This is a genomic window from Enterobacter sp. Acro-832 (genome assembly GCF_011752745.1).
GTDB classification, from domain to species: Bacteria; Pseudomonadota; Gammaproteobacteria; order Enterobacterales; family Enterobacteriaceae; genus Enterobacter; species Enterobacter quasiroggenkampii.
Window position 1 is genome coordinate 788,765 of the sequence record NZ_VWWX01000001.1, and the last position, 12,791, is coordinate 801,555.

Genomic DNA, 12,791 nt, shown 5'->3' on the forward strand with positions numbered 1-12,791 from the left:
TTTCGTCGTGAGGGATTATGCGTTTCCGGCAATTGCTACCGCTCATCGGGGCACTCTTTTCGCTGTACATCATCTGGGGGTCAACCTACTTTGTCATTCGCATCGGCGTGGAGAGCTGGCCGCCGCTGATGATGGCGGGCATTCGCTTCCTCTCGGCGGGCATCCTGCTGCTGGCCTTCCTGCTCCTGCGCGGGCATAAGCTTCCCCCGCTACGTCCGCTGCTGAATGCCGCCCTGATCGGCCTGCTGCTGCTGGCGGTGGGTAACGGGTTTGTGACGATTGCCGAGCACCAGAACGTCCCGTCCGGGATCGCCGCCGTGGTCGTTGCCACCGTACCGCTGTTTACCCTCTGCTTTAGCCGCCTTTTCGGCATCCGCACCCGCAAGCTGGAATGGCTGGGGATTGGGATTGGCCTGGCCGGCATTGTTCTGCTCAACAGCGGCGGCAACCTGAGCGGGAATCCGTGGGGCGCGGTGATTATCCTGATTGGCTCGATGAGCTGGGCGTTTGGTTCCGTCTACGGGTCGCGTATCGAACTGCCGACCGGCATGATGGCCGGTGCGATTGAGATGCTCGCCGCGGGGATTGTCCTGCTGCTGGCCTCGGCGCTGACGGGAGAAAAGCTGACCACGCTGCCGGACCTGTCGGGCTTTCTGGCGGTTGGCTACCTGGCGCTGTTTGGCTCTATCATCGCCATTAACGCCTATATGTTCCTGATCCGCAACGTCTCTCCGGCTGTCGCCACCAGCTACGCCTACGTCAACCCGGTCGTGGCCGTGCTGCTCGGAACAGGACTGGGGGGAGAAACGCTCTCACCTGTGGAATGGATTGCTCTTGGGATCATCGTGTTTGCCGTCGTGCTGGTCACGCTGGGCAAATATCTGCTGCCGGCAAAACCGGTGGTCACGCCTTGCGAGGTGGAGAAACCGTAAGCAGGTGAATGCCCTGCGTGTCGATCTGCGCGGTCTGGCCGCCGCCGCAGATCCACTCTTCCAGCCGTTCGCTCAGATCGGCATCGTTCAGCTTTAATCTGCCTCTCAGCGCACACTCCCAGACGATCAGCACCCGCCAGCCCTGCGCCATCAGCGTGGCCAGATCCCGCCTGTCGCGCTCGACGTTCTTGCCAATCTTATCCAGCCAGAAATCGGTACGCGTCGCCGGGACTTTGAAGAGGTAGCAGTCGTGATGGTGCCAGAAACAGCCGTGGGTAAAGATGATGCACTGCCAGGCGTCGATGACGAAATCCGGGCGTCCCGCCAGGGTGGGATCCTGTACGCGGAAGTCAAACCCCGCCTGCGTCAGCAGCGCGGCCAGGCGCTTTTCAATGGCGGTGTCACGCGTGCCGATGGCACGCATGTTTTTACTGCGCGTCGCCTTATCGTGAACATCCGTCATTGACGGCCTCACCCTGACGAAGAGCCACCGCCTGTCGGATGCGCGAGGCCAGCAGTTTTGCGACAGCCGCAAACGCAGGGACCACCACCGAGTTACCAAACTGGCGGTACGCCTGGGTGTCCGACACCGGGATGCGGAAGCGATAACCCTGCGGCGTTTCAAAGCCCATCAGCCGGGCGCATTCCCGCGGCGTTAAGCGCCGTGGGCGATGGCGCTGGTTGTGCGGATCGTCGAAATCTTTTTCACCCAGCGCCTTGTCCCAGCCTCTGTCGATCAGGATTTCCGCGCCGTCTTTATAGTAGCGAGCAGACAGCGTACGGGTGACGCTGTGCGGATCGTTCGGGTTTACCATCCCAAAGCCGAAGCCGTTGCCTTTCGCCTGGTGCTTTTTGGCATAGCGGTAGAGGTATTTCCACAGCACCGGGGTCAGGATAAATTTCGCGTCGACGACGGGTTCCAGCAGATCGGCCACGGTGGGGCGGCGCTCGGGATACAGAGAAGGAATATCCCGCAGAGTGAAATCGCCTTTCAGATTGAGATCGCGGCGGAAGCCCACCAGCACGATACGTTCGCGATGCTGGGGCAGGAAATGTTTCCCGTCAATAATTTTAGGATCGTCCGCGCCCATGTCCTCTGAATCGGCCACGTCATAACCCAGCTCATCCAGCGTTTGCATGATAATGCGGAAGGTTTTCCCGCCGTCGTGGCTTTTTAAGTTTTTGACGTTTTCCAGTACGAAAATGGCCGGACGACGGGCGTCAATAATACGCGCCACGTCAAAAAACAACGTTCCCTGCGTATCGCAGGCAAAACCGTGGGCGCGTCCAAGGGCATTCTTTTTGGAGACGCCGGCCAGCGAGAAAGGCTGACACGGGAAGCCTGCCAGCAGCACGTCATGCGCCGGGATCGTCTGACGAATGTGCTCGGCGGCCTGTTCATCGCTCACGCCGCTTTTATGGCTCAGGGTCACATCGCGGATATCCGCGTTGAAATGATGCTCGTGCGGATCGCAGTACCAGTTTGCCTTGTAGGTACGCACGGCGTGCTTGTTCCACTCGCTGGTAAACACGCACTGTCCACCGATGGCTTCAAAACCGTGACGAATGCCGCCGATACCGGCAAACAGATCGATAAACCGGAAGGCATAGTTCGGGTGCGCGGCAGAAGGACGCGGAAGCAGATTTTGCAGATAACGAAACTCGCCTTCACTCAGGCGACGCCCTGCTCGCTCGCTGGTCAGCAGACGTTTAAGGATCGCCGGGCTCCAGTGGCTCTCGCCGTGCGCCACCAGCAGGCTGGCCAGCGTTTTAGCATCATAGATATCCAACAGCTGGCGCAGTAAGGCCTGCACCGTTGCCGTTGATTTCCCAGCCTGCGCGGGCGCGGGCTCTGTCACTGATCGATTTTCCTGCATTCTTTTAACCGGAGAGTAAAGACTGGGAACAGATTACCACAGTTCAGTTGCGCAAACTGCGACGGAAGCGGCTCAGCACCTGGCTATCCAGCCCGAGGCAGTCGCCGTGTAATTCGGCGCTGAGTTTCGCCATAAACTGGATCAGGAAATCGGCATTGTGACGTGCCAGTTCGCGGCCCATGTCCGTTTGCATTGTATCAGGCAAACGCAGCAGCTTGGTCTGAAAATGGTCGAGGGCAAACGCGCGGTCGTCGAGGGGACGCGCATCGGCAAAGGGATCGTCTGCGTCAAATAGTGGTACGCCCAGTGCGCCCGAGACGGCAAAAACGCGCGCCAGGCCGATAGCGCCTAACGCTTCCAGCCGGTCAGCGTCCTGCACAATTTTGGCTTCTATACTTTGCGGCGCAATACCGGCGCTGAAGCTGTGCGCCTCAATCGCGTGCGCGACGGCGGCAATATGCTCGGGCGGAAAGTCCGGGAAGTCGCGGCGCAGTATCTCGCTCGTCTTGCGAGCAGCGAGCCGTGACGACTGGCTGCGTTCAGGATGGTTCTTCGGCAGGCTGACAATATCGTGAAAATAGCAGGCGGTCAGAATCACCCGCGGCTCGGCCGTGTGGTGAACCATGATTTTTTGCGCCGTCATCCACACCCGACGAAAATGCGAAATATCATGTGCAGTATCGTCGTTCTGGTGATTTTCCTTGAGCCAGCGCTCAAAGCCATGCTGCCACCGGGCCAGTTCCATCATCATGTCCTGTTGTTTAAAAGAGGGTGAATTATAACATAGCCAAATTAAATGAATTTAAAAATAGCGCTGCGAAATATTTAATAATAATTATTCCTTATAAATCCACCCCAATAATTCACAAGAAAAATAAAGAGATTAATAGAAATAATTTGAAATATTTCATCGAATTTAATTACATTTATTTTTGAAACTAAATCACAAGCCATAGAATAGTATCGAGCCTGTAATTACGGAGGGTGATTACATATATTCATATAAATTATCTTTAAAGGGAATATATAATGAAAAGAAAAGTTCTGGCATTTCTGGTACCCGCGTTATTAATGGCAGGCGCAGCGAATGCGGCTGAAATGTATAACAAAAATGGCAACAAAGTTGACCTGTACGGTAAGGTTGACGCGCGTCATACCTTCTCTGACAACCCTGGTGATGATGGCGATGAAACCTATGTACAGGTTGGTTTCAAAGGCGAAACCCAGATTACTCGCGATCTGGTCGGTTACGGTCAGTGGGAATATAAAACGTTCGCTAACGATACCGAAGGCGCGGGTGACAAATCCTTTAACCGTCTGGCCTACGCTGGCCTGAAATATGGCGAATACGGTTCATTTGATTATGGCCGTAATTACGGCGTCGTGTACGACGTTGAAGCCTGGACCGATATGCTGCCGGTATTTGGCGGTGATTCTTACACCTGGACCGATAACTTTATGAATGGCCGTGCCAACGGTCTGGCAACCTACCGTAATAGCGATTTCTTCGGTCTGGTTGAGGGTCTGAATTTCGCGCTGCAGTATCAGGGTGCGAATGAATATCAGTTTGCTCAAGAAGACCAGGAAGGCACGAAAAACGGTCATAAAGACGTACGCTTCCAGAACGGCGACGGCTTCGGTATGTCTACCTCCTATGACTTCTCTGGCGATCTCTCCGGCCTGAGCCTGGGTGCGGCGTACTCTTCTTCTGATCGTACTAATGAACAGGAAGCGGCAGGCAAATACAGCGCGCGTTACGCGAGCGGTAAAACAGCTGAAGCGTGGACCCTTGGCGCGAAATACGACGCCAACAACGTCTATCTGGCAATGATGTACGCTGAAACCCGCAACATGACGCCATACGGTGATTATGGTATCGCGGATCAGACTCAGAACTTCGAAGCGGTAGCACAGTACCAGTTCGACTTCGGCCTGCGTCCATCCCTGGCATGGGTTTACTCTAAGGGCAAGGACATGACCTATCCAGGCAACGCCAGCAACCCTCAGGGTCAGCATGGAGACATGGACCTGGTTAACTACATCGACCTGGGCATGACCTACAGCTTCAACAAGAACTTCTCCACCTATGTTGACTACAAAATCAACATGCTGGATAACGATGAAAGCTTCTACGAAGCCAACGGTATTTCCACCGACGACATCGTTGGCGTCGGCATGACCTACCAGTTCTAATCTTTAAAAATACCAAAGGCCGCATCTGCGGCCTTTTTTATTTCTTCGCGGTCTGTGTTATGGCGCTTCCTGCAGCGCCACGCGGATGAACCCGTTATTCTGCGCCAGCAGTTCATGGGCTTTCCACGCATCCAGCCCTGTCAGCACCATCAATACCGCCGTTTTACAGTGATGGTTACAGCTCTCCAGCGCGGCTTTTGCCTCCGCCCGGGAGCATCCCCCTGCTTCCATCACAATGGCGATTTGGCGTTCGGCCCATTTGGTACTGCTTGCCTCGAGATCCACCCGCAGGTTGCTGTAAACGCGCCCGGTCCGAACGGCCAGCCCGGTGGCGATCATCGAGAGGATCATTTTCTGCGCAATCCCCGCTTTGGTGTTGAGATAGCCTGCCACCACATCGGCCCCCAGTTCGGGAGCAATAACCATACTCGCCAGCTGCGCGGCTTCACTTTGCGCATCACCGGTAATAACGGCGACCGGCGCCCCCAGCGACCATGCATGGCGCATTGCCCCCCACACCCACGGTGTTTTTCCGCTGACGGTCACGGCCAGCATCATATCGTGTTCACCAAACTTAATGGCCTGCAGATCGGCAACGCCGCGCTCGTAGCTCCCTTCCCCCTCTTCTGCCGTGACGGCCACCACGGGGGTTTTGCCCGGCGCATAGTCATCGGCAACCTGTTGCGCGACCCGACCAGACGGTCCCGCCCCGACAATCACCAGACGGCCACCGTGATTGAGGGTCGCGGCAGCGTTATCCACCGCGCGGGCAATCACAGGTAAGCAAGGGGTGAGTGCAGCAGAAATGAGTGCATCATCCTGGTGAATGACTTTCAGCATGTCCAGCGTGGACAATCGATCGATATTCATCGTGCTGGCGTGCCGTCTTTCCTTGACCGAACCGGTAAGCAGAATGCTCATAAACAGCCTCCTTATTATGAGTACCCACACACTATAAAGTGTTTTATATAGATGACCTGCGAGGAGGGTCACGAAAAGAGGACCAAATCCACGCCTTTACATGGCTTTAAGAAAAGCGCGTCATCGGCGATAATTACCCACATACTTAATCATCGCGGAGTATTGATGAGCGATTTGCAGCCTTTCCTTCCGACGCGCAAGCGCCCCATGAAACTCAATACGCTGGTCACGCTGATGGTATGCGCGATTATCGGTTCAGTGCTGCTGGTGGTCTTTGCGCTCTATTCGGTGCAAATCACCCGCGCCACACGCGATGATGTCAAAGACACCGCGCTCGGCATTGCCCGCACCCTCGCCGACAGCCCCGAGATACAGCGCGGCCTGATGCAGGCGCCGCAGGAGAATATTATTCAGCCCATCGCCCAGGCGGTGACGAAACGAAACGATCTGCTGTTCACCGTGGTCACCGATATGCGCGGGATCCGCTATTCTCACCCGAACGAGGCGCTGCTGGGGCTGCATTTTATCGGCGACGATTTAACGCCCGCGCTGGAAGGCAAAGAGAACGTATCGGTTAACCGGGGCGCGCTCGCCGAAGCGCTGCGCGTATTTACCCCCGTCTACGACGGCCAGCACGAGCAGATTGGCGTGGTAGTGGTCGGTATCTCCCTGAATAAGGTGGAAGAGCAGATTACCCGCGGGCGGCTAAACGCCGTCTGGACCATTTTGTTCAGCATTTTTATGAGTTCGATGGCGATTTGGGGTCTGGTGCGGGTCCTGAAACGCATCCTGTTCGGACTCGAACCCTATGAAATTTCCGCCCTGTTCGAACAGCGCCAGGCGATGCTACAGTCGCTTCGTGAGGGGGTGCTGGCCGTTGATATTCACGGGCGCGTGACGATGATTAATCAGACCGCCAGAGAAATATTGCTTCTCCCGTCCGGCAAGCAGACCGAAAACACCAGCGCCCCCCTGCTGGCCAGCCTGCGTGACGTCTCGAAGACGGGCGTCGCGCGCCAGGATCAGGAGATCAGCTGCAACGGCCGGCTATTGCTGTGCAACATGGTCCCGGTGAAAAGCCAGGATCGGGTGATCGGCGCCATCACCACCTTCCGTGATAAAACGGAAATCAGCCAGCTGATGCAGCGTATTGATGGCATGGTGAATTACGTCGATGCCCTGCGCGCCCATACACACGAGTTTATGAATAAACTGCATGTGATCCTGGGCCTGCTGCACATGAAGCGCTACGACAAGCTGGAAGAGTACATCCTGCAGACGGCGCATCATTACCAGACGGATATCGGTACGATACAGAGCAAGGTAAAATCCCCGGTGGTAGCCGGGTTCCTGCTGGGTAAAATCAACCGGGCGAAAGAAGCGGGCGTCACTCTGACGCTGGCGGATGAAAGCCAGATACCGGATACCGCAAGTGAAGAGCAGGTCGCGGTGCTGATCACCGCGCTGGGCAACCTCATTGAAAACGCGCTCGACGCGATGGAAGGACAGCAGGAAGGTGAGATTGGCCTGCTGCTGCATTATCAAAATGGCTGGCTCAGCTGTGAAGTCAGCGACGATGGCCCCGGCATTGATCCCACTCAGCTGGAGTCTATTTTTACAAAGGGCTTCTCAACAAAAGGCGACAACCGCGGCGTTGGGCTGTTCCTTGCTCGCCAGCAGATTCAGAACCTTGGCGGCGATATCAGCGTCGAGTCTGAGCCCGGCGTATTTACCCAATTTTTTGTTCACATCCCCTGGGATAGCGAGAGGAATATCGCGTGATAAATGTGTTAATTGTCGATGATGACGCCATGGTGGCCGACCTCAACCGTCTGTACGTCAACCGTGTTGAAGGCTTTACCTGCTGTGGCGTCGCCTCCACGCTAAACCAGGCCGAGGCCATCATTAATGACCCCAGCCATCCTGTCGATCTGGTGCTGCTGGATGTCTATATGCAGCAGGATAACGGGCTGGATCTGCTGCCCGTCATTCGCGCATCCGGCCGCCAAATCGATGTGATCATGATCACCTCGGCCGCCGACGCCGCCACGATCCAGACCTCCATCCATTATGGCGTGGTGGATTATCTGATAAAGCCGTTCCAGTTCCCGCGCTTTGAAGAGGCGCTGAACGGCTGGAAGGCAAAGCACAGCCTGATGGGGTCACATCAGTATTACGAGCAGGCGGACGTCGACCGTCTGATCCACGGCGGGGCACCGGAACTGGCAGACAGCAAAAAGCTGCCGAAAGGGTTAACGCCGCAAACGCTGCGCACGATTTGCCAGTGGATTGACGCACACCCGGAGACGGAGTTTTCTACCGATGACCTGGCAAACGCGGTCAATATTTCCCGCGTGTCCTGCCGCAAATATCTGATCTGGCTGGCGCAAATCAATATTCTGTTCACCAGCATTCACTACGGCGCCACCGGGCGTCCGGTGTATCGCTACCGTCTCCAGCCGGAGCAGACGGGCCTGCTCAAGCAATACTGCCAGTAACGCGGTAGGTATCATCCAGTAGGGTAAAGCGGAAGTGGTGTGCTGAAGAGAACACCACTTCTTTTGTTTTGGTCACAAAGATCGCTTCTATGTCTGGACGCGCACGCAGCGCGTCGCAGCCCTTCTCCACGCCCATGCCGTACATCAGCGTGGTCCAGATATCGCCGTCGATGGAATCTTTTGAAATGATGGTCACGCTGTCCAGTTCGTTGTCCAGCGGATACCCGGTGCGCGGATCGAGAATGTGGTGATAGCGTTTGCCGTTGTGCTCAAAGTAGCGCTCGTACGTTCCCGACGTCACGACGGACAGGTTCTCGACGACCATCGTGCCGATCAGCGCATCCCCGGCGAACGGTTTTTTCAGCCCAACGCTCCAGCCCCCTTCCGGGGAGCCTAAGGTCTGAATGTTTCCGCCAAGGTTAATCAGCCCCAGCTCAGCGCCCTCTTTACGCAGGTAATCCCGCACCCTGTCGGCGATATAGCCTTTGGCAATCGCCCCCAGATCGATCTCCATCCCCGCCCGGGTCAGAAACACGCTGCTGCTGGCCTCATCAAGGAGAACATCCTCTGGGCGGGTAATTGCCAGCAGCGACGCGATTTCATCGGCAGGCGGAACGCTGTCTCCCTGAAAACCAATCTTCCAGCGCTTCACCAGCGGACCGATCGCCAGATTAAAGGCGCTGTCCTTGAACAGGCTTGCCGCTTTTGCACAGCGGATCAGATCAAACACTGGCCGACTGACGGTGACCGGATGCTGGCCAGCGGCATGATTGATATCCATCACCTGCGAGTGCGCGCGGTTGACGGTGAGCAGATCTTCATACTGTTTGATCAGGCGAAACACGCGGGACGCGAGGGCTTCGTCATGGGAGAAGAGCTTCAGGAGGATGGGTGACCCCATCAGGACGGCGGAGTAACTGTAAACGCGATGGCTATCAGGCATGGCAGGAGTCCTCAGCTGAAGCCCCGGCAGGCACCGCGCCGCCGGGGAAAATGCCGGATAACGCTGCGCGTATCCGGCCTGGGAAGCAGGAGCCTTACCTCATTTTCGAACGCAGAGCCGCCTGATGTCCTGCAAGGGTACCAAAAATAATGATATCTGCCACCGCGTTACCGCCGATACGGTTAGCGCCGTGGATCCCGCCGACCACTTCACCGGCTGCAAACGCGCCTGGCAGCACGTTGTGGTTGCTATCCAGCACGCAGGTTTCGGTGTTGATGGTCACGCCGCCCATGGTGTGGTGCACGCCCGGCGCAATCTGAATGGCGTAGAATGGCCCTTCATTGATGGGCGCACGCAGCGCGGTGGTACGACCAAAGTCGTCATCATGCTGTTTTTCAACGAAACCGTTGTAACGTTCCAGGGTCGCCAGGAAAGCGTGGTAATCCATGCCGAGCGCTTCCGCCAGGGCTTTCGGCGAGCTGGCGCTGGTCACGAAGCCTTTGGCAATGTACTCATCCGCGGCTTTGTTTTTGGCGCGTACGTGCTCGTCAAAGACGATGTAAGCGTATTTCTCCGGCAGGGCGATGATTGACGCCGAGACTTTATCGCGGGTCGACATTTCGTTGTAGAAGCGTTCCCCTTTCTGATTGACCAGAATCGCCCCGCCCCCGCGGATGGATTCGGAAATCAGGTACGAGGTTTTCTGCTCTACGGTTGGGTGAATTTGAATCTCGCCCATATCGACAGTGCCAGCCCCGATGCGCTCCAACAGCGCGATACCGCCACCGGTCGCCCCTTTATGGTTGGTGGTGACGAAACCTTCCAGATCCGGACGGTATTTCACGACCATCTGGCTGTTAGCGCTGAAGCCGCCCGTTGCCACAATCACGCTTTTCGCTGCCACGGTGATGGTTTCATTCTCTTCGGTGGTCAGGCGCACGCCGGTGACTTCACCGTTTTCGAAGAGAATGTCGCTGACGGAAGTATCCAGCATCACCTCGATGTTGCGTTTGTTGACGTTACGCACCAGGCCGCTAATCAGGTAACCGCCCACCGCAGAACCGTCTTTTGGACGGTGAGTACGGTCGATGCTCATCCCGCCGGTGGTGGTGATGTCGTTCAGCATGATGCCGCGGGTTGCCAGCCACTCAATTGCCTGCGGCGCGTTCTCGACGAAGCGGCGCAGCAGTTCAGGGTTGTTCTTGTTGCCGCCACCTTTCAGGCTTTCCTGGTAGAACAGCTCTTTGCTGTCCTGAATGCCCTTCACACGCTGGAAGCGGGTTTCAGCGGCGTTCATCCCGGCAGAAGCTTTAATGGTGTTCCCGCCGATGGTTGGCATTTTCTCAACAATCAGCACGCTCGCGCCTTCGTCGTGAGCCTGAATCGCCGCCGCCAGACCGGCGCCGCCGCTGCCGACAACCACCACGTCCACGCTGCGGGTTTCGTTCGGGTCAACGCCCTCTTCCGCTGCCCGCGCTTTGCTGGATTTCAGCATCGCTTTAGAGACCGCTTTCTTCACCGCTTCACTCTGGCTGGTTGCGCCAGTGATGGCATCCACGTGCGGGGTATTGGCATCCAGAATGCGGGTGCGGATCTCTTCAAAGCTGGTGACGAACTCTACGTCTTCGCTCGGGCCAGACGCCAGCTCGATATCGGCAATGCGGTCAGTCTCCAGACTGACGTTAATCACCAGCTCGTTCGCGTCGTCCTGCACCTTCTCGGTGAACATGCCCGGTTTGAATTTTGATTCGCCCATGCTCATGTCGCGGATCATCGCTTCCACCAGCGAGAAGCGCCACAGCGGTTCAGGAATGTTCAGCGCCTCGCGCTGGGTACTGTCCATAAACAGCTCCAGCGTTTCCCCGGCCGCGATGCGGTCGGTCCAGTCCGGATAGGCAATGGTGGCACGGCCCACGGCAATCAGGTCGTAACCGTGTTCCAGCGCTTCATTGGCATCGGCGGCATTTACCACGCCACCCACGCCCATGACCGGAACCTGCGCCAGCGTTTCAGAACGCATCGCGCAGTATTTTTCGATAAGCGGCGTTGGGTCCTGGGTGTCGACAATGGAAGGACGCAGGGTCGCGCCGACTGAGAAGTGCAGGTAATCCACGCCGCGCGCCGCCAGTTTTTCCAGCAGGTACATGGTGTCTTCAAAGCGGATGCCCGGCACTTCCAGCTCTTCAGGGGAGAAGCGGTAGCCAATAATAAAAGCGTCGTCCGCGTACTGGCGCACCATTTTGTGGGTGATATCCAGAACTGCCAGCGGGAACTTCGCGCGATTATCGCGGCTGCCGCCCCACTCGTCGTCACGCTGGTTAGAGTTTGGCGAATAGAATTGCTGAATCAGATAGGTGTTTGCCCCGTGGATTTCCACGCCGTCGAAGCCGGCCTGGATGGCGCGGCGCACCGCTTCACCAAACTTGCCGATCATGCCTTCGACTTCTTCGCCAGTCAGTGCCACTGGCGTTGCTGCGCCCTCACGCGGCGCGGCAACGGCGCTTGGGCCAACCGGCGTACGGCCACCGATCAGTTTCGGGTCAACCATGCGGCCGCCGTGGTAGATCTGCAGCAGAGCCTTAGAGCCTTTGGATTTAATCGCCTCCGCGATTTTCGCCAGCCCGGCAATTTTCTCATCATTATCAATCCCGATCGCGCCCGGGAAGGCCAGACCGAGATCGTCGACGAAGCAGCACTCCACAATGATGGTGCCGATACTGCCGGAACGGGCACGATAGTACTCCACCAGTTCACTGGTAACGGTGCCGTCGTAATAGCCGGTGCAGGTGGTCATAGGGGCCATTAACAAACGGTTTTTCAGTTCAGTGCCATTCGGTAATGTGAAGGGGCTAAGAATACGTTCGTTAGTGCTCATATTAGAAACTCCAAACTTTTAAAAAATTAAGAATTCGTTATCGGATTAGTTTTTAGTTCGTCGTTATTTGCCGATGTCATGATATTAATATAATGATTTTTTTAGTTTCTAAAGTTATTACGTTAGTTAAAAAACTATTTAATCCCTGCAATAACACAAATAACACATTGGTGTTAGCGAATGTAATTCAGTCATTCACAATAATTTAAAATTCGTTAAATAAAAATTGGTTAAACCAATTTCAATCACGCATTCAAAACCATTAAAAACAATAAGATGCAAGACGGAGAAAAAATAGATGTTACGAAAATGATAAAGCAAACCAATAAAACAGGTAATACCCACATACGCCTGAGTGGTTATTAATAAAAGCATAAAAATAACGCTGCAATTCTGTTTTTTTGATCGCGATCAATAGTTATGGCATCCAAAAGCGCAATATAAAAACATCATCATTTTTTAATTTAGCGCCACCGTAAAAGCGTTAAATTGCTATTACTGAAAATACAAAACCGCACCTTTAATAACTAAAAAAAGCAAAGAAACTAAGAA

Annotated in this window: 10 protein-coding genes; 4 read left to right on the plus strand and 6 right to left on the minus strand. The window is 55.5% G+C overall.

The features are described 5' to 3' along the window. Positions 1–17: 17 nt before the first annotated feature. On the plus strand, positions 18–932 hold the full coding sequence (gene yedA, locus F3J31_RS03720) for a drug/metabolite exporter YedA (protein WP_167211360.1): 915 nt from the start codon (positions 18–20) through the stop codon (positions 930–932). Here the strand turns inward: yedA and F3J31_RS03725 are convergent. From F3J31_RS03725 to F3J31_RS03735, 3 genes are all read right to left on the minus strand, one after another. Next, positions 904–1,395, minus strand: coding sequence for a very short patch repair endonuclease (locus F3J31_RS03725; protein WP_048029388.1), 492 nt, complete (start codon positions 1,393–1,395; stop codon positions 904–906). The two genes, yedA and F3J31_RS03725, sit on opposite strands and share 29 nt — an antisense overlap. Then, complete coding sequence (locus F3J31_RS03730; protein ID WP_345790437.1) at positions 1,376–2,791, minus strand: DNA cytosine methyltransferase; 1,416 nt, start codon at positions 2,789–2,791, stop codon at positions 1,376–1,378. The genes F3J31_RS03725 and F3J31_RS03730 overlap by 20 nt, the downstream gene beginning before the upstream one ends. A gap of 61 nt (positions 2,792–2,852) precedes the next feature. Next, positions 2,853–3,554, minus strand: coding sequence for a phosphohydrolase (locus tag F3J31_RS03735; RefSeq protein WP_048029387.1), 702 nt, complete (start codon positions 3,552–3,554; stop codon positions 2,853–2,855). A 284-nt stretch (positions 3,555–3,838) separates the two neighbouring features. Here F3J31_RS03735 and ompC point away from each other — a divergent pair, with 284 nt between their 5' ends. Next, a complete protein-coding gene (gene ompC / locus F3J31_RS03740) occupies positions 3,839–5,002 on the plus strand; it encodes a porin OmpC (protein ID WP_167211366.1) in 1,164 nt (387 codons plus the stop codon). 57 nt (positions 5,003–5,059) lie between these two features. On the opposite strand, the gene F3J31_RS03745 is transcribed toward ompC, so the two are convergent. Next, positions 5,060–5,923, minus strand: coding sequence for an N-acetylmuramic acid 6-phosphate etherase (locus F3J31_RS03745; protein ID WP_167211369.1), 864 nt, complete (start codon positions 5,921–5,923; stop codon positions 5,060–5,062). 165 nt (positions 5,924–6,088) lie between these two features. Here F3J31_RS03745 and F3J31_RS03750 point away from each other — a divergent pair, with 165 nt between their 5' ends. Further along, positions 6,089–7,705, plus strand: coding sequence for a sensor histidine kinase (locus F3J31_RS03750; protein WP_048029384.1), 1,617 nt, complete (start codon positions 6,089–6,091; stop codon positions 7,703–7,705). Continuing rightward, the gene (gene dcuR / locus F3J31_RS03755; RefSeq protein ID WP_069718955.1) at positions 7,702–8,421 is read left to right on the plus strand and encodes a two-component system response regulator DcuR; all 720 of its coding nucleotides are present in this window, start codon (positions 7,702–7,704) and stop codon (positions 8,419–8,421) included. Before F3J31_RS03750 ends, dcuR begins: the two co-directional genes overlap by 4 nt. Here the strand turns inward: dcuR and F3J31_RS03760 are convergent. Further along, positions 8,402–9,364 (minus strand): FAD:protein FMN transferase, encoded by a 963-nt coding sequence (locus F3J31_RS03760; protein WP_167211372.1) that lies wholly within the window; start codon positions 9,362–9,364, stop codon positions 8,402–8,404. The two genes, dcuR and F3J31_RS03760, sit on opposite strands and share 20 nt — an antisense overlap. A 94-nt stretch (positions 9,365–9,458) precedes the next feature. Further along, positions 9,459–12,239, minus strand: a complete 2,781-nt coding sequence (locus F3J31_RS03765; RefSeq protein WP_167211375.1) for a flavocytochrome c — start codon at positions 12,237–12,239, stop codon at positions 9,459–9,461. Positions 12,240–12,791 lie beyond the last annotated feature (552 nt).